The organism is Gemmatimonadales bacterium (assembly GCA_036279355.1).
GTDB lineage: Bacteria > Gemmatimonadota > Gemmatimonadetes > Gemmatimonadales > GWC2-71-9 > DASQPE01.
This window is the reverse complement of the sequence record DASUJH010000058.1, coordinates 20,929-37,653: the sequence shown is the minus strand read 5'-3', so window position 1 is coordinate 37,653 and position 16,725 is coordinate 20,929. Positions and strand designations below refer to the sequence as shown.

Below are 16,725 nucleotides of genomic sequence, written 5' to 3'. Positions count from 1 at the left end.
GGCGTGGTATCGCTCGACGCTCGATGGCGGGCCGTAGTTGAAGAAAGGGCGATTCGAAAACAGGGAGGCGCCCAGCACGAAGACAGAGCCAGGCGCGGCGAAGTTGAAGGCGCGCACTCAAGGCAAAGCGGTGCGCATCGCGACAACGACGGCCGACGACGGCCGTGATCGCCAGGATGACAAGTGTGCACGACGATGATGAGCCGATCACTCGCTGCGAAGGCACCAACTTCGACCACGCCCGCGCGCGCATTGTCCTTGAAGAGAGATGCACCTGGCCGGGCGGACGGTCCACGACCCACCCCCTGCCCGGTCTGAACTAGCCCGCCCGGGCGAGCACCTCCACCTCGCGCTCCAGCCGGCCCTCGAGCCGATCGCGCTCGAGCTCCAGGTCATACGCCGTCTGGAGGTTGAGCCAGAAGCGCTCCGAGGTGCCGAAGAACCGCGCCAGCCGAAGGGCCGTGTCCGCGCTGACGGCTCGGGTGCCGTGCACGATCTCGTTGATGCGGCGAGGAGGAACACTCAGTCCCTTGGCGAGGCGATACTGGGTCAAGCCGAGAGGCAGGAGAAACTCCTCCCGAAGAACCTCACCGGGATGTACGGGCGCCAGCCGCCGCTTAGTGGTAGTCGACGATTTCGACATCGTATGCATCGCCTCCCGACCAGCGGAAACAGACCCGCCACTGGTCATTCACCCGAATACTGTATTGCCCGGCTCGGCGCCCCGCCAGTTTCTCGAGCCGATTGGCTGGAGGGACCCGGAGATCATCCAAGCGGGTAGCGGCGTCGAGCATGAGGAGCTTGCGCAAGCCGGTGCGCTGCAATGCCTCCGACCATTTCCGGACCGGCTCGCGTCGAAAGAGGCGCTCGGTGTCGCGGTCGCGGAAACTTCGGATCACGCTCGTATGTTAACGCGTCACGTTACTACAGGCAAGCGGCTACGAACATCCGCCTCCTCCCGCACCGGCACCTCCTCCTTCACCCGCTTCCGCTTCCCGAACCGCTGCTGCAGGTGATCGAAGTAGGTGTACACGACCGGCGTGATATAAAGCGTCACGAACTGCGAGAACGCGAGCCCGCCCACCACCGCGACGCCGAGCGGCCGGCGCGACTCCGCCCCCGCGCCCGCGCCGAGCGCGATCGGCAGCGTGCCCATGAGCGCCGCCATCGTGGTCATCATGATCGGCCGGAAGCGGACCGAGCAGGCCTGCACGATTGCCGCCTCCGCCGACTTTCCGCCGCCCCGCTCGGCCGCGATCGCGAAGTCGATCATCATGATCGCGTTCTTCTTCACGAGGCCGATGAGCAGGATGATGCCGACGAATCCATACACGCTGAGGTCGTAGCCGAAGAGCATCAGCGTGAGCAGCGCTCCGAACCCCGCCGAGGGGAGCCCGGACAGGATCGTGAGCGGATGCACGAAGCTCTCGTAGAGAATGCCGAGCACGAGATAGATGACGAGGATCGCGACGACGAGCAGCACCAGCAACCCGCTCTGCGCGTCGCGGAACGCCTCCGCGGTGCCGCTGAAACTCGTGGTGATCGACCCCGGCAGCGTCTGCCGGGCCGCCTCCTGAACCTCGGACACCGCCTGCCCGATGGACACACCGGGCTGCAGGTTGAACGAGAGCGTCACCGACGGAAGCTGGCCCGCGTGGTTCACGCTGAGCGCCCCCACCGTCGGCGTGAACGTGGCGACGCTCGTAAGCGGCACCACCTGACCGGTGCCGGACCGGAGGTAGAGCTGGTTCAGCGCCCCGAGGTCGCGCTGGAACTGGGGCAGCAGTTCCAGCACCACCCAGTACTGGTTGGTGGGCGTGAAGATGGTCGAGATCTGCCGGGAGCCATACGCGTCGTAGAGCGCGCTCTCGATCTGGTCGGGCGTGATGCCGAGCGACGCTGCGCGGTCGCGGTTGATGTTCACCGTCACCTGCGGGCTCTTGATCTGCAGGTCGCTCGTCACGTCGGTGAGCTCGGGAATCGTCCGGAGCTTCTGCTCCATCCGCGCCGCATTGTCGTACAACGCGTCGAGGTCGGGTCCCTGGAGCGTGAACTGGTACAGCGCCTTGCTCACCCGGCCGCCGATGCTGATCACGGGCAGGTTCTGCACGTACACCCGGAGCCCGGGGATCTGGTTGGTCTTGGCCGACAGCTCGCGCGCGACCTCGTCCGCCCCGAGCGTGCGTTCGTCGGCCGGCTTGAGCCGGATGAAGAAGCGCCCCTGGTTGATGCTGGAGCTGCGGCCGCCGCCGCCGACCGCCGACATGAAGCCGGCCACGTTCGCATCCCGCTGAATCAAATCCGCGGCCTGCTGCTGGAGGGCGACCATCGCGTCGAAACTGGCTCCCTCCACCGCCTCGCTGGTCGCGAAGAGCTGGCCCTGGTCTTCGTTCGGGAGGAACCCCTTCGGAATCGCGAGGCCGAGCCACACCGTGCCGACGATGAGGAGCCCGAGCACCCCGAGCGTGGCGCGCCGGTGGCGCATGACCCAGCGCAGCGAGCGCTCGTACCAGCCCAGCACCTCCTCGTACACCCGCTCCGATGCGTCGTAGAGCCGCCCGTGCCGGCGGTGACCCGGCTTGAGGTACCGGCTGCAGAGCATCGGGGTGAGCGTGAGGGAGACGAACCCCGACACCAGAATGGCGATCGCGATCGTGACCGAGAACTCGCGGAAGAGCCGGCCGATGAGCCCGCCCAGAAACATGATCGGGATGAACACCGCGACGAGCGATGCCGTCATCGAGATGATGGTGAACCCGATCTCGCGCGAGCCGTCCAGCGCCGCGCGCCAGGGCGTCTTTCCCATCTCCATGTGGCGGACGATGTTCTCCAGCATGACGATGGCGTCGTCCACCACGAAACCGACGGCGAGTGTCAGCGCCATCAGCGAGAGGTTGTCGAGCGTAAATCCGAGCAGGTACATCACCGCAAAGGTGCCCACTAGCGACATCGGGAGGGCCAGGCTCGGGATCACCGTCGCGGGGAGATTGCGCAGGAACAGGAAGATCACCATCACCACGAGGCCGATGGTGAGCGCCAGCGTGAACTTCACGTCCGACACCGACTCGCGGATGAAGGTCGAACGGTCGAAGAGCAGCTCGACCTGGACCGAAGCGGGCAACTGGGCCTTGAGGCGGTTGACGAGTTGTCGCACGGCGTCGGCCACGGCGACCGTGTTGGTGCCCGGCTGCCGCCGCACCGCGAGCACGACGCCCCGGGTGCCGTTGAACCAGGCGGCCACGTGGCTGTCCTGGATCCCGTCGATCACGTTGCCCAGCTCGTCGAGCCGTACCGGCGCACCGTTGCGGTAGGCCACGACCAGCGGCCGGAAGGCCGCGGCGTCCTCGAGCTGCCCTGTGGCCTCGACCGTGTAGGCCTTCTGCGTGCCCCAGAGCACGCCCGTCGGCATGTTCACGTTGCCGGCCGAGACGGCGTCCGCCACCTCATTGATGCCGATCTTGCGGGCCGCGAGCGCGCGCGGATCGAGCTGGATGCGCACCGCGTAGGTCTGCGCGCCGTACACCTGCACCTGCGCCACGCCGTCCACCGTCGACATCTGCTGCGCGAGATAGGTCTCCGCGTACTCGTCGACCTTGGAGAGGGCGAGCGTCTTCGACGTGAGCGCGAAATAGAGGATCGGATTGTCGGCCGGATTCACCTTGCGGTAGGACGGCGGCAGCATGTCCTGGGGGAGCTGCCGGAGCGCTTGGGCGATGGCCGCCTGCACGTCCTGCGCCGCGGCGTCGACGTCGCGGTCGAGCGAGAACTGTAATGTGATCTGGGTCGAGCCGAGATTGCTGGTCGACGTCATCTCGGTGATGCCGGCGATGGTCGAGAACTGCTTCTCGAGCGGCGTGGCCACCGCCGACGCCATCGTCTCGGGGCTCGCACCCGAGAGATTGGCGCTCACGTTGATCGTCGGATAGTCGACGTTCGGCAGGTCGCTCACCGGGAGCTCCCGATAGCCCAGGATGCCGAAAATCAGAATGCCGGCCATGACCAGCGTGGTCATGACCGGCCGCCGGATGAACAACCCGGGAATGCTCATGTGCCCCTCGCAGCCGCGGCGGCCGGTGCGGAGCCCTGCGCCGTGTCCGGCGCACCCTCGGCCGTGCCGGACGCCGGTTTGATCTGGACCTTCGCACCCGGCGTGAGCCGGAGCTGGCCCTCGGTGACGACCTGGTCACCCGGCGCAACGCCGCTCTTGAGAACCGTGAGCTCGCCGGCGGCGCGGGCCACGGCGACGTCGCGCGACTCGGTGGTGCGGTCGGGCTTCACCACGAAAACATACGCGCCCTGCTGGCCGGAGAGCACGGCCGAGGTCGGCACGACGAGGGCATCGGGCTCGACGTACAGCTCGAGGGTCACGTTGACGTACTCGCCCGGCCAAAGCGCCCCGTTGGCATTGGCGAAGTTGGCCTTGAGCAGGATCGTGCCCGTTGCCGTATCGACTGCGTTATCGACGAAGGTGAGCGTGCCGGCCGACTCGGGCCCGTCGCCCGTGGGGCGCGCGTGCACCGCGAGCGACTTGTTCTGGAAGCGGCGGATCTCGGGCAGCGCGGTGGCCGGCACCGAGAAGCGCACCAGGATCGGGTGGATCTGGTTGATGATGACGAGCGGCGTGTCGCCGTTGGCCCGCACGAGGTTGCCCGGGCGCACCAGCAGGCCGCCCGCGCGGCCGGTGATCGGGGCGCGGATGGTGGCGTACTGCAGGTTGAGGCGCGCCGTTTCGACCGCCGCCTTGTCGGCGGCGACCGTGGCCTCGAGCGCGGCGGCGGTCGTCTTCGTCTGCTCGTACTGCTGCGGCGTCACGTACTCCTTTGCCACCAGCGCCGCGAACCGCTTCGCGTCCGCCCGCGCGTTGTCGAGCTGGGCCTGATCGCGGGCGAGCACGGCCTGCGCCTGGTCGAGCGCGGCGCGGTAAGGGCGCGGGTCGATCACGAAGAGCACCTGTCCAGCCCTGACCTCGTCGCCCTCGTGGAAGTTGACCCGCTGCAGCACGCCCTCGACCTGCGACTGCACCGCGACCGTCTGCAGCGGCTCGGCGACGCCGGGGGCCTCGAGGGTGACCGGCACCGCACGGCGCACGACGCGTGCAGCGCTGATGGGCACGGGCGGCTGTTCGCGCGGCGCGGGCTTGCTGCACGCGAAGGCGGTCAGGGCAGTCAGGGCGGTCAGGGCGGTCGCGTGCTTCATCGATTGGGCGTGGTCTGGACGGTGTCCGGGCTCAGGCGGAGGTCGGCGCGGCCGTGGGCATCGAGCGCGCCGGCGTCGTGGGCGAGCTGAGCGAGTGAGGTTTGCCAGGTGAGGCGTGCGTCCACCTGCTGGGCTCGTGCATCGGCAAGCGCGCTCTGGGCTGCGAGGAGGTCGAGCACCGTGCCGACACCCGCCTTGTATCGGCCGAGTGCCACCTCCACCGACTGCTCGGCGCTCGCCAGGAGATCGGCGGCGGTGCGGACCCGGCGCGCGGCGGTCTGCAGCGAATAATACGCGCTGAACACCTCAAAGCTGACCTGTTGTTCCGTCGTCTGGGCGCGAGCCCGCGCGGCCTCCGCGAGCGCCTGGGCCTCCCGCTGCTGGTACTCCCGCGCGAAGCCATTGAACAGCGGAATGCTGAGGCCCAGACCGATCGTGTAGTTGTTGCCGCCGCCGGGCCGGTTGGCCAGGTAGGTGAAACCGCCGGTCCCGGTGGCTTGGAGCGAGGGCAGCCGCGCCCCGCGCAACTCGCGGACGCGCGCCTCCGCCTGCGCCGCCTGCGCGCGTGTGGCGGCGAGATCGGGCCGCTCGCGCACCGCGCGGGCGATGATGGCCTCCACGCTATCGGCCACCGGCGCGATGGGCTCGGGGGCGGCGAGGCTGTCGACATCGTACGGCAGGCTGGCGGGCAGGCCGAGCGCCAGGGCGAGTGCGCCGCGGGCGGTTTCCCGGGCGCCTTGCGTGGTCTCGAGCGCGAGCCGGGCCTGCGACAGCGCGGTGCGGGCCTGCAGCACGTCGGCGATGGTGGCGACGCCGACCTTCTGCCGTGCCTCGGCCGCGGCGAGGTTCGCCTCGGCATCGCGCAGCGACGCCTCCTGTGCGGAGATGAGCGCCTGATCGGCGAGATACTGATAGAAAGCGACCTCGGCGCCGAGCACCACGTCGGCGATGGTGGCGTTGTGGGTCCAGTCGGCCGCGAGGAGCGCCTGGCGCGCGCCTTCGACGGCACCGCTCCGGGCGCCGAAATCGAACAGGAGCCAGGAGAGCGAGGCGCTGGGTCCGTAGATCGTCTGCGACGCGGCGACGCGGCCGCCGGTGGCGATGGTCTTGATCCGCTCGATCGAGGCGGCGGCATCGACGGCCGGGTAATATGCGCCGCGGGCCGTCCCGTAGGCAGCCGCCGCGGCGCGCGCGTTCGCCCATGCCTCGCGCGTCGCCGGGTTGTTGCGGAGGGCGAGGTCGGCGATATCGGTGGAGGTGAGGTGCTGGAGCCGGCCGGCCAGGTCGGGCGGCAGGGCGGCCGCCGGCGCGCCCGCGCGCGGAGCGCCCGGCGGGGCCGGCGCCTTGGCGGGCGCCGTGGCTGGCGGGGTCCACGGCACCTCGGGTGCCGGTGCCGTGGCGTGGGCGCCGCCCGGCCCGGGGAGCCCGGGAGCGCAGCCGGCGAGCGCAAGGACGGCGACGAGGCCGGCGGCTCTCGGGCACCGGACTCCGGGCGGAAGGGCCATCGTGCGGCGCGTCTCCACGAAGATTCAGTCTTGCCTGAACATACTGAACGAAGTTAATCTTGCAACCGCGTTTTTCCCGGAGCCCTCGCTGCCCAAGCCCCCCTCGGAATCGGTTCTCGCTCCCGGCGCCGCCGACTACGTCGAGCGTGTGGCCCTCTTCTTCGAAGACGAGGGATTCTCGCGCACCGCCGGCCGGCTCTTCGGCTGCCTTCTGCTGAGTCCGGCGCCGCGCTCGCTCGACCAGCTCGCGCGCGCGCTGCAGGCCAGCAAGGCGAGCGTCAGCACGGAGAGCCGGCTGCTGGAGCGGCGGGGCATCGTGGAGCGGGTGCGGCGGCCGGCCGATAGGCGCATCTATTACCAGGTTCCGGCGGACCTGCCGGCGCGCACCATGGAGCTACGGCTCGACCGCATGCGACGTTTCAGCGGCCTCATTCGCGCCGTGCCCGCGCGCCCCCGTCGGGCGAGCACGGTGGTCGATGCGCGGTTCCGCGACATCGATGCCGCATACACCCTCATGATTGCCGCTCTGGCCGGTGCGCTGGCGGAGTGGCGCCGGCGCCCGGTCCGGCGACGCATCGCCCGGCGCGCGTCTCCGTCGTAGAGGCAGCGCCACAGTTCCGCGCCGGACTGTCACACCCGCGCTGACGTTGCACGGCTGCCCGCCGCAGTTCTGATTGGCGTGGCTCTTGCCACCCCGCCCTCCGCAAGCCAACTCATAGACCGGGCGGCAGTTGTCGAGCCGCTGTGCTATCGCTCGGAGCTCCGGACGTCCGGTCGGAAATGGATGCACGCGTGTCCACCAGGCCGACGCAGGCGAACGTCCGCAGCGTGCTGGTGCTCAACTACGAGTATCCCCCGGTGGGCGGCGGTGCTGGGGTCGCCACCGCAGCCCTCGCGGCGGCGCTCGCTGGCCGCGGCATCCGGGTCGACGTGGTCACCGCGCACCCCGGCGATCGCTCGATCCCGCCCGTCGTGGCAGAGGGCCGCGGCCTCACCGTGCATCGGGTGCGCAGCCGGCGCACCGCCGTGCACGAGGCCACCATGTTGGATGCCGCGAGCTACCTCGCGGCGGCGCTGCCGTGCGTGCGGCGGCTGCGGCGCGGCGTGACCTACGATGTCGCGCACTTCTTCTTCTCGCTGCCGACGGGAATGCTCCTGCCGCTCTTTCGCGGCGGGGAGGCCACGATCGTGTCACTGCGGGGCTCGGACGTGCCGGGGTACGACCCGTCCAACCGCGGCCTGCAGCGCGCCCATCGTCTCCTCCGCCCGGTAACGCGTGCGATCTGGCGCCGCGCCGACCGCGTCGTGGCGGTGTGCGAGAGCCTGGGTCGGCTCGCGCTCCGCACCGATCCGTGGCTCCGCTACACGGTGATCCCGAACGGCGTTGACATCGATTGCTTCCGGCCCGCCGCCGCCGCCGCCGCCGCTGCCGGCGCTTGCGCGGGCAGCCCGATCCGGTGCATCGCGGTCGCGCGGCTGGTCGAGCGCAAGGGTCTGGACGATCTGCTGCTCGCCGTGGCCCGGCTGGAGCACGGCCGCTACCGGCTGGAAATCGTAGGAAGCGGGCCGGCGGAGCCGGCGCTCCGCGACCTTGCGGGCCGGCTCGGCCTGGGTGATATGGTGCGGTTCACCGGCGCGGTGGGGCGGGCCGCGGTAGGCGAGCGGCTGCGCGATGCCGATCTGTTCACGCTTCCGTCGCGCGAGGAAGCGTTCGGCAACGTCTTCGCTGAGGCCATGGCGGCGGGGCTGCCGGTCGTCGGCACGGCGGTGGGCGGGATCCCCGAGGTCGTGCACGAGGGCGAGCACGGCTTTCTCGTGCCGCCTCGCGATCCCGGTGCGCTGGCCGCCGCCATCCGCCGCCTCGGCGAGCAGCCGGCGCTTCGCGCTGCGATCTCGACGCGCAATCGTGCCCGCGCGGTGTCGCACTTCTCGTGGGCCGCGGTGGCGGAGAAGTACCTCGCCGTGTACGCCGCCGCGAGGCGGGTCACGAAGGCAGAGCGCTCGTCTGGGAGCGAGCCCGCCGTTCACAATCTCGCTGCGGTGGACGGCCCGCCCGCGGCCGGCCCGCTCGTCACCCAGCGATGATGCCATTGCCGGCTTCTGCCGATCAGTGCGCCGCGCTTGCGCGGCGGCGCCTCCTCACGCTCCTCGGCTGGGCCGGTCGCACCCACTTCTGGGCCGCGCGGCTCGGCGGCGCCGGCATCGGGCGCCCGCTTCGCGAGCGCGACGTCTTCGCGGCGCTCGCCGAGCTTCCACCGGTGTCCGCGCGCGAGCTCCGGCTCGCCGGCACCGGCGCGGTGCGCGACGGCTGGATCCGCCCCTGGTGGGCATCCTCGCTTTCATCGGGCTCGACCGCCGAACCGTTTCGAATGTACTTCGATCCCCGCGCGTGGTCGCTCCTCAGGTACCGCGTCAAGCTGCGCGCGCGCGGGGCGTGCGGGGTATCGCCACATGATCGCATCGCGGTGCTCGACGCGATTCCGCCGGCCGCGGAAGGCCGCTCCGCGATGGAGCGATTGGGCGTCTTCCGCCGGATCAGTGTCATGCAGCCGGTGGAGCGGATGGCGGAGAAGCTGGCCGCGCATCGGCCGGCGGCGGTCTACGGACCTCCGTCCGCATTGCTCGCGGCCGGGCGCGCGCTCTCCGGGACGGGGCGAATGCTTTCGGTCCGTGCGGTGTTCGCGAGCGGCGAGCCGCTACACGCATCAACCCGCGCCGAGGTCGCCGCGGCGTACGGCGCGCCGGTGCTCGACGTCTACGGTAGCGCGGAGACGAAGGAAATCGCCTGGGAGTGCCTTGCGGGCGGCCGGCACGTGAACGCCGACGTACTTCACGTGGAGATCGTGCGGCCCGACGGCCGCGTGGCGAGCACCGGCGAGGAGGGCGAGATCCTGGTGTCGGTGCTGGTGAATCGTGCGATGCCGCTCCTCCGCTATGCCACCGGCGACCGCGGCGTGCTCCAGCCCGGGCAGTGCGCATGCGGGTCCCCGCTGCCGCTGCTCGAGCTGGTGAGCGGGCGGGAGGCGGACGCCCGCGAGCTGGACGGTCGCCGAGTCGCGGCGAACGGACTCACGGCCGCGATGGAGCGCGTCGAGGGCCTCGTCCGGTATCGGGCGAGCCGGCGGGTCGGCCGGCATCCCCGGATGCGTGCGACCCCTGCGCGCCAACCCGACCCCGCGCGGGCGGACCACGGCGTCCGCGCGGTGGACCGGCTCGCCGACGGGCCCGCCCCACTGTCCGGATCCGCACCGACTTCGTCATCCGATCGGAGCGACGCATGATCGCCCGCATTCCCCCGAGCACGCCGGGGCCCCGCGCCCGGGGCAAGGGCGCCGCCCCACGGCTGCCGCATCCGTACACGCCGTACCCCGAGCTGATAATCAATTTCTGTCCGACCGGCATGGTGCCCACCAGGGCGATGACGCCGCACGTGCCGATCAGTCCCGCCGCGGTGATCGACGATGCGTGCCGCGCGCTCGAGCTCGGCGCAAGCATCGTCCACCTGCACGCCCGCGAGCGCGACGGCACGCCGAGCTATCGGGCCGAGTTGTACGAGACGATGATCCTGGGCATCCGCGCGCACGTGCCCGAGGCGATCATCTGCGTGAGCTGCAGCGGGCGGAATTTTCCCGAGTTCGAGCGGCGGAGCGAGGTGCTGGACCTTTCCGGCCGCGCGCGGGCCGACCTCGCGAGTCTCACGCTCACCTCGCTTGACTTCCCGACCGGGACCAGCCAGAACAGCCCCGAAATGGTCGTCCGCCTGGCCGAGCGGATGGCGGAGCGCGGCGTAAAGCCCGAGCTCGAGTGCTTCGATTTCGGCATGATCAACGCGGCGAACCTGCTCATCACCAAGGGCCTTGCCGCACCGCCGTTCTACTTCAACCTGCTGCTCGGCTCGCGCTACTCGGCGCCGGCGACGGCGCGCCATCTCTCCGCGATGCTGGTGGACCTGCCGCCCGACTCGCTCTGGTCGGGCGCAGGCATCGGCCTCTTCCAGCTCCCGATGAACACGCTCGCGATTGCCATGGGCGGGCACTGCCGCGTGGGGCTCGAGGACAATATCTACTACGGGTTCGACCGGTCGGAGCTCGCGACCAACACTGCGCTGGTGGCGCGGGTGAAGCAGTTGAGCGAAATCTTCGGACGTCCGCTCGCGAACCCGGCGCGTGCGCGCGCGATGTTGGGGCTCGGACCGTCCGCGGGCACGCGGTCCGTCGGCGCGGCCACCGGCGCCGGGGCGGGCGCATGATCGAAAGCGCGCTGCTCGCGGCCGAAAGCGCTCACGCGCCGCCCGGCGTGTCGCGCGTCAAGCTGCTCGACGGTGCCTCCGACGTCGCGGCGGCCGAATGGAATCGCCTCGCGCGCCGCGGCTTTCATCAGCATCGCTGGTTCGTGGCCGCTGAGCTGAGTGGGTGGCGCGCGCGGCACGTGACGCTCGTGGGCGCGGCGGGACTCGCGGCCATCGTGCCGGCGTATCTGGTCGCCGACGGCGGCGACGGCAACCTGCACGACCTCTGGCTCGGCCCCTTCGCCGCCGCGGCGGCCCGGCTCGGTCTCCGCCTCAATCCGGCGCTCTGCGTAATGGCGCCGTTCGCACGCGCTTCGGCGCCGCTCGGTGAAGTCGCGGCGCTGCCGGTCGCGACCATTGACGATGCGTTCGCGGCGCTCGAGGAACGGGCCCGGCGCGATGGTGCCAGGGCGGTGGTCTGGCCGTTCGTCGACGCGGGCGACACGCGCCTGATCGAAGTCGCGCGGCGCCGGGGCTACGCAGCGCTCTACGGCGGGGCGGCGGCGCGGCTCGCCGTCACGTGGACGTCGTTCGACGGCTATGTCGCGAGTCGCAGCAAGGCGGTGCGGCGCACCGTGCGCGCCGAGCGCGAGGCGATGGCCACCGCTGGCCTTCGCCTCGACGTGGTGGAGGATTTTCGCGGGCACACCGGCGCCATGGACGCGCTGCTTCGCTCGGCATATCGAGAGCGGAACGGCATCGAGCCGCGCGCGGGCCGGGCGTTCTTCGACCGGCTCGCCGCGGATCCCGATCCGGGCATCTGGGCTCAGCTCACCTGGCGCGGCGACCAGCTCGTCGGCATGAGCGTGAACCTGGCGGCCGGGGGCGTGCTGGACGGCACGTTCACGGCGCTCCTGCCGAAGTACCGAGGTGGTCCCGCGTACTACAACGATCTGATCTACGAGCCGGTGCGCATCGCCTGCGGCCGCGGCATCGGGCAGATCGATCTGGGTCCGACGGCGCTGGTGCCCAAGCTGCTCCGCGGCGCGCAGCTCCGCCCCCGAGTCACGCTGGTGCGGGGATCGACGGCGACGAGCCATGCTCTGCTCGCGGCGCTCGGGCGCGTGGTGGCGGCGCGCACCGCGTCCAAGGAGCGGAAGCGCCTGGCCGGCTTCGGGCGGCGCGGGCGGGGGAGCGGGCGATGATGGATATCGGGCGCACGGCCCAAGTCGCCGCCGCGCTCTCCCGGCACGGGCGCGCCAAGCGGAGCGCGGTGGAGGCCTGGCAGGCCGACCGGCTCCGCCGCGTGATCGCTCATGCCTATGCGCGGGTGCCGCATTACCGGGCCCTGTTCGATCGGTACGGGGTGCGCCCCGAGCAGATTCGCGGCGTCGCCGATCTCGCCCGAATCCCGATTACGAACAAACCCGACCTGGCGCGCGCTGCACCCGCTGAAGTCGTCGCGCGCGGCTACTCGCCCGACCGGCTCATCCCCCAAATCACGAGCGGGACATCGGGCCAGCGGATCACGTTGTATCGCACCTGGCTCGAGATCCGTCTCCAGCACCTGTTCCGGCTCCGGGCCCTCCGGAGCGTTGGCGTGCGCGCGCGCGATGTGACGGCGAGCATCGGCCTCACGCACGAGGTGCACGGGCGCGACCACAAGACGATCGGCCGCACCCTGCGCGCCCTCGGCCGGTATCGCAGGGTGCGGCTCGACGTGTTCACCCCGCCGGAGGTCCTGGCCGAGCAGCTTCGCGCGTGCGCGCCCGACGTCGTGAGCGGCTACCCCGGCACGATCGCGCGGGCCGCGGCACACCTGCTCGACAACGGCGGCCGCGCCGTCCGGCCCCGGCTCGTGCTGGTGGGCGCCGAGGTGCTCACGCCGGCGATGCGGCATTCAATCGAGTCGGCGTTCGCGGCGCCCGCCTTCGACATGTACGGGAGCCACGAATTTGGCCTGCTCGGCTGGCAATGCGCAGCCACGGGCGCAAAGCACATCCCCGACGACAGCATCGTGCTCGAGGTGCTGAAGGACGGACGTCCGGCCGAGGAGGGCGAGACCGGCGAGGTGGTCGTCACGGCACTGCACCGTTACGCGATGCCGCTCATCCGCTACCGGCTCGGTGATCTCGCGACCCGCGGCCCAGCGGTTTGCACCTGTGGGGCGCCGTGGTCGACCATCGGCGAAATCCAGGGGCGCACCATGGACTTTTTCACGCTGCCCGGGGGACGGGTGCTGCACCCGTACGAGCTGTTCGTCGCGATGCTGTACCACGACGGGTTGCCGGTGCGGCAATATGAATTCGTGCAGGAGCGCGGCGACCGCGTGGTCATCCGGCTGGTGCTGGCGCCCGGTTGGGACGGCTGTGCGCTGCGCGCGGCGGAGGACCGGACGAGAGCCGTGCTCGGCCCCGATGTGGAGCTCGGCGTCGAGGTGGTCGACCAAATCGCCCCGGGGCCGAACGGAAAGTTTCGCGCGATCCGGCGCGAGGCGGCCGACGGCGCGGCGCCCGGCGTGGCGATGTCCGCGCCCGAGCGAGCCTGAGCCGCGATGGGTGCCGAGCTGCGGCCCGATGTGCAATCCGCGCCGGCGCTCGGCGCGCCGGCGCTCGGCGCCTGCCACGCGCGGCTGGGAGGACCCATCGTGTTCGCGCACTGCGTCACCGCGATGCCGCAGATCGAGGCGGTCTGCGCGGCGGTGCCGGGCCTGCAGGCCTACGCGGCGGAGCGGGCGCTCGCGGTCGCGGGAGCCGACGATGTGGTCTTGCTGGCGCAGCCGCCCGATGCCGCGTTCCTCGACCTGCTGGCGCAATGGGGTCTGGGGCCGCCGCGCGAGCGCATCGTCGTGCCGGCGCCGCCTGCCGGGCGCTCCTTTGCTGAAAGCGCCCTGGCGGTCCGCGCGCGGGCCGACGCACCGGCACTCCGCCGCCTGGGCGAGCTGCTCGGCCCGCGCGTAGGCGTCTGGGTGGACGCGTTGCACGCGGAGGCTGCCGACCAGGCGCTCGCCGAGGGATTGGGCCACGCGGCGCGCACGGTCGCGGGCGATCCGAGCGCGACCTACCGCGCCGACCGGAAGCAGCTGATTCGGGCCAGCGCGATCGAGCTCGGCGTGCCGGTGGCGCCGGGCACCGTGATCGAGCTCGCACAGGGTGCCGGCGACCGGCGCGCGGACGCGACGGCGCTCGCCGCGGCGATCCGCCGGTTCGCGCGGCGCACCGGTCGGGCGATTGTGCGCGGGTCGGTGGGATCGAGCGGGACGAGTCTCTGGGTGAGCGGCGCCGCCGAGGCTGAGGTCGAGAAAACCGTTGCCGATATCCTCCGGCGCGAAGACAACCAGGTGTACCTGGTCGATGAGCTGCTCGACGTTGCCGTCTCTCCCAACGTACAGACGTTCATCGATCCGGTGGACCGGTGCGTCACCTGCATCGGCATCACCGATCAACTGCTGGACCAGGCTGGTGCCCACTTCGGCAACGTTTACCCATCGTGCGCCGAGACGGCGCCGCGGCTGGTCGAGCACGCGCTGTGCCTCTCGCAGCGGCTGGCGGACCAGGGACTCACGGGCGTGATCGGCTTCGACTTCGTCGAGTATGCGGATTTCGGCGGGCGCCGCCGCGCCGTGCTGGCCGAGATCAACCCACGCTACAACTCCGCCAGCTATCCGCTGGCGCTGATGGAGCGGCTCACTATGCGGCAGCGTGCGTTCGGCCGGCCCGAGCCGGCGGCATTCGCCGCCGGCCGGATCGCGACGCCAGCGCGGTCGTTTACAGAGCTTCGGACGCTGCTGGGCGGCCGGTTGTTTGATCCGCGCACCGGCACCGGCGTGGTGCCGTTCCACGCCGCGGCGGTTGGCAACGGCGTCGTGGGTGTGGCCGTCTTCGCGCGGACGCGCGAGCAGGCGGCGCGCGACTTCGCCGCGCTGGCGGCCGGGGCCTGCCAAGGCCGGGATTCGGATGGCCGTTAGCGAGCGCGTGGGAATGCGCGGCCAGCGGGCCGGCGTCGGTGGCGGCGTGCGCCACGCGCCCGCGCGCCTGGCGGCCGACGTGGAGCGGCGATTCGTGGTGCCGACATACACCTCGCGGCGCCCGGGGCGCTGGGCCGCGGCGCATCGAACGCTGGCCTTGCCGTTTTCGCTCGTCGGGACGGTCAGCCGCCATGTCGCGATGCTCGACGGTGCCGAACTGTCGGTCGCGTGCGCCGGGCGCGCCGGGCGATTCGAGGCGCTGCTCGGTGCGCTCGGAGCGGAACCGTCCGCGCGTGCGAACTCCGGCGTTTCGGCGCGCGCGCCGCTCTGGAGCCCCGCCGCCTTGGCGCGGCTCGACGCCGACATGACCATGGCACACGTGCATCGCTGGGCTGCGCCCGCCTTCCGGCGGGCCGGCTGGATCACGGTGCCTGAGGCGGTGCGCTGGGTCGGCACGACCGCCACCGTACCGCCACCGGACCCATCGGACAGTCTTCGAGCCAACCTGCGCAAGGTCGCACGGTACGATTACCGGCTCGAGATCGCCACGGCGCCGTCCGATTGGGAGGAGTTCTTTGCCGGCATGGTCGTCCCTTCGGCCCGCAGCCGATTCGGCGCCGATGCATGGGTCCCCTCCGCGCATCTCCGGCGCGCGCTCGCGGCCCGCGGAGCGATCCATTTCGCTCGGCGCGACGGGCGGCGCATAGCGGGGATGTGCGTGGTGCCATGCGCGGACGGAATCTGGTGCCCGGTCGGGGGGCTGGCGGGCGGGGATGTTCGGCTGCTTCGGGAGGGCGCCGAATCGGCCCTGCAGGCGCTCTCGTTCGCATGGGCGCGGGCGCAGGGCCACACACGGATCGACCTCGGGCGTACGGTGCCGTTCCTCAACGACGGAGTAGCGCGGTCGAAGCGGACGTGGGGATTCGCACCGGCCCTTGATCCGTTGGTGCCGCTGGTCGCGATCCGCATGCGCGCCGGGAGGGCAAAACTCGAGCAGCTGTTCGCGCATTCGCGGCTGCTGCACGAAACCGATCAGGGGCTTGCGCCGCTTGGCGGCGAGGAAGGCCGGCGCGAATGAACCGCATCCGCAAGTATCTGCACGACGCGCGCACCTTTCCCGGCGACGCGGCAAATGCGTGGCGGCGGGAGCGATTTGGAGGCGTTTGCGAGGAGCTGGCGCAGCGGACTGCCTATCGCCTCGTGCGCTGGAGTCGCTCGCTCGTGCTGGAGCAGGAGCTTGCCTGGTCCACCGATGCACCGCCCCCGGCCGGCATCGAGATCAGGCAGTTCTCCGGGCCCGACTGGGCCCGGATGGCGCCGCTCGCGAGCCTGCGGACGCGGACGATCATGGCGATGGCGAGCGCGCGCGGCCGCACCTTGCTCGTCGCCTGGCGCGGCGCCGCGCCGGTGGGTTACGCCTGGTGCTCGGAGCGGATGGAGCGCGACATCGAAACGTTTCCGCTCCCCCTCCCGAGCGATGCCGCCTATCTCTGGGGGCTCTACACGCCGCCTGCCGAGCGGTGCCGAGGGATCGGCACGGCACTCGCGCGGGCGCGACTTCAGTGGGCGCGCGACCAGGGATACCGGCTTGCCTGGCGCGTGATCGCGGTGCACAACGCGGCTTCCTTTCGCACCGCGGAGAAATCCAGCGGGCGCGCGCCGCGCATCCTGGGCGAGTTGCGGTCCCTCAAGCTGCTCTGGCTCCGGAGCATGCGGTACCGTGCGTGGGAGCGGCCACTCGAGCTCACGCTTGCTGGACCGGTCGTGCAGGCAACGGCCCTTCCCGATGAGGCGAGATGCGCGAGCGGCGACGCATGAGCGGCGACGCA

The 16,725-nt window shown here is 71.2% G+C and carries 14 protein-coding genes; 9 read left to right on the top strand and 5 right to left on the bottom strand.

Going from position 1 to position 16,725, the window contains the following annotated elements; all coding sequences use genetic code 11:
• Positions 1-319: 319 nt before the first annotated feature.
• The 5 genes from VFW66_14260 to VFW66_14240 all read right to left on the bottom strand — a co-directional run bounded on the left by VFW66_14260 (position 320) and on the right by VFW66_14240 (position 6,701).
• A complete protein-coding gene (locus VFW66_14260) occupies positions 320-643 on the bottom strand; it encodes a HigA family addiction module antitoxin (GenBank protein HEX5387863.1) in 324 nt (107 codons plus the stop codon).
• Positions 618-899, bottom strand: coding sequence for a type II toxin-antitoxin system RelE/ParE family toxin (locus tag VFW66_14255; protein ID HEX5387862.1), 282 nt, complete (start codon positions 897-899; stop codon positions 618-620). The genes VFW66_14260 and VFW66_14255 overlap by 26 nt, the downstream gene beginning before the upstream one ends.
• A 17-nt stretch (positions 900-916) precedes the next feature.
• Complete coding sequence (locus VFW66_14250; protein HEX5387861.1) at positions 917-4,048, bottom strand: efflux RND transporter permease subunit; 3,132 nt, start codon at positions 4,046-4,048, stop codon at positions 917-919.
• On the bottom strand, positions 4,045-5,112 hold the full coding sequence (locus tag VFW66_14245) for an efflux RND transporter periplasmic adaptor subunit (GenBank protein HEX5387860.1): 1,068 nt from the start codon (positions 5,110-5,112) through the stop codon (positions 4,045-4,047). The genes VFW66_14250 and VFW66_14245 overlap by 4 nt, the downstream gene beginning before the upstream one ends.
• 80 nt (positions 5,113-5,192) lie before the next feature.
• Positions 5,193-6,701 carry a TolC family protein gene (locus VFW66_14240; GenBank protein HEX5387859.1) on the bottom strand — a complete coding sequence of 503 codons (1,509 nt, stop codon included), beginning with the start codon at positions 6,699-6,701 and terminating at the stop codon, positions 5,193-5,195.
• Positions 6,702-6,849: 148 nt separating this feature from the next.
• On the opposite strand from VFW66_14240, the gene VFW66_14235 reads away from it, so the two are divergent.
• The 9 genes from VFW66_14235 to VFW66_14195 all read left to right on the top strand — a co-directional run bounded on the left by VFW66_14235 (position 6,850) and on the right by VFW66_14195 (position 16,714).
• Entirely contained in the window at positions 6,850-7,302 is a 453-nt protein-coding gene (locus VFW66_14235) for a MarR family transcriptional regulator (protein ID HEX5387858.1), read from the top strand.
• Positions 7,303-7,493: 191 nt separating this feature from the next.
• On the top strand, positions 7,494-8,786 hold the full coding sequence (locus tag VFW66_14230) for a glycosyltransferase (GenBank protein HEX5387857.1): 1,293 nt from the start codon (positions 7,494-7,496) through the stop codon (positions 8,784-8,786).
• The gene (locus VFW66_14225; protein HEX5387856.1) at positions 8,783-9,982 is read left to right on the top strand and encodes an AMP-binding protein; all 1,200 of its coding nucleotides are present in this window, start codon (positions 8,783-8,785) and stop codon (positions 9,980-9,982) included. The genes VFW66_14230 and VFW66_14225 overlap by 4 nt, the downstream gene beginning before the upstream one ends.
• Positions 9,979-10,950: a 3-keto-5-aminohexanoate cleavage protein gene (locus tag VFW66_14220; GenBank protein HEX5387855.1), complete on the top strand. Its 972-nt coding sequence runs from the start codon at positions 9,979-9,981 to the stop codon at positions 10,948-10,950. The genes VFW66_14225 and VFW66_14220 overlap by 4 nt, the downstream gene beginning before the upstream one ends.
• Positions 10,947-12,134, top strand: a complete 1,188-nt coding sequence (locus VFW66_14215) for a peptidogalycan biosysnthesis protein (GenBank protein ID HEX5387854.1) — start codon at positions 10,947-10,949, stop codon at positions 12,132-12,134. Before VFW66_14220 ends, VFW66_14215 begins: the two co-directional genes overlap by 4 nt.
• Complete coding sequence (locus VFW66_14210) at positions 12,131-13,477, top strand: hypothetical protein (protein ID HEX5387853.1); 1,347 nt, start codon at positions 12,131-12,133, stop codon at positions 13,475-13,477. Before VFW66_14215 ends, VFW66_14210 begins: the two co-directional genes overlap by 4 nt.
• A gap of 6 nt (positions 13,478-13,483) precedes the next feature.
• Positions 13,484-14,896 carry a hypothetical protein gene (locus tag VFW66_14205; protein HEX5387852.1) on the top strand — a complete coding sequence of 471 codons (1,413 nt, stop codon included), beginning with the start codon at positions 13,484-13,486 and terminating at the stop codon, positions 14,894-14,896.
• Positions 14,886-15,974: a GNAT family N-acetyltransferase gene (locus VFW66_14200; GenBank protein HEX5387851.1), complete on the top strand. Its 1,089-nt coding sequence runs from the start codon at positions 14,886-14,888 to the stop codon at positions 15,972-15,974. Before VFW66_14205 ends, VFW66_14200 begins: the two co-directional genes overlap by 11 nt.
• The gene (locus tag VFW66_14195) at positions 15,971-16,714 is read left to right on the top strand and encodes a GNAT family N-acetyltransferase (GenBank protein ID HEX5387850.1); all 744 of its coding nucleotides are present in this window, start codon (positions 15,971-15,973) and stop codon (positions 16,712-16,714) included. The genes VFW66_14200 and VFW66_14195 overlap by 4 nt, the downstream gene beginning before the upstream one ends.
• The last annotated feature ends 11 nt before the right edge of the window (positions 16,715-16,725 follow it).

Coding starts and splice junctions, on each gene's coding strand:
- VFW66_14260 (HEX5387863.1), bottom strand. CDS start 643: ATGTCGAAATCGTCGACTACCACTAAGCGGCGGCTGGCGCCCGTACAT.
- VFW66_14250 (HEX5387861.1), bottom strand. CDS start 4,048: ATGAGCATTCCCGGGTTGTTCATCCGGCGGCCGGTCATGACCACGCTG.
- VFW66_14240 (HEX5387859.1), bottom strand. CDS start 6,701: ATGGCCCTTCCGCCCGGAGTCCGGTGCCCGAGAGCCGCCGGCCTCGTC.
- VFW66_14225 (HEX5387856.1), top strand. CDS start 8,783: ATGATGCCATTGCCGGCTTCTGCCGATCAGTGCGCCGCGCTTGCGCGG.
- VFW66_14220 (HEX5387855.1), top strand. CDS start 9,979: ATGATCGCCCGCATTCCCCCGAGCACGCCGGGGCCCCGCGCCCGGGGC.
- VFW66_14215 (HEX5387854.1), top strand. CDS start 10,947: ATGATCGAAAGCGCGCTGCTCGCGGCCGAAAGCGCTCACGCGCCGCCC.
- VFW66_14210 (HEX5387853.1), top strand. CDS start 12,131: ATGATGGATATCGGGCGCACGGCCCAAGTCGCCGCCGCGCTCTCCCGG.
- VFW66_14205 (HEX5387852.1), top strand. CDS start 13,484: ATGGGTGCCGAGCTGCGGCCCGATGTGCAATCCGCGCCGGCGCTCGGC.
- VFW66_14200 (HEX5387851.1), top strand. CDS start 14,886: ATGGCCGTTAGCGAGCGCGTGGGAATGCGCGGCCAGCGGGCCGGCGTC.
- VFW66_14195 (HEX5387850.1), top strand. CDS start 15,971: ATGAACCGCATCCGCAAGTATCTGCACGACGCGCGCACCTTTCCCGGC.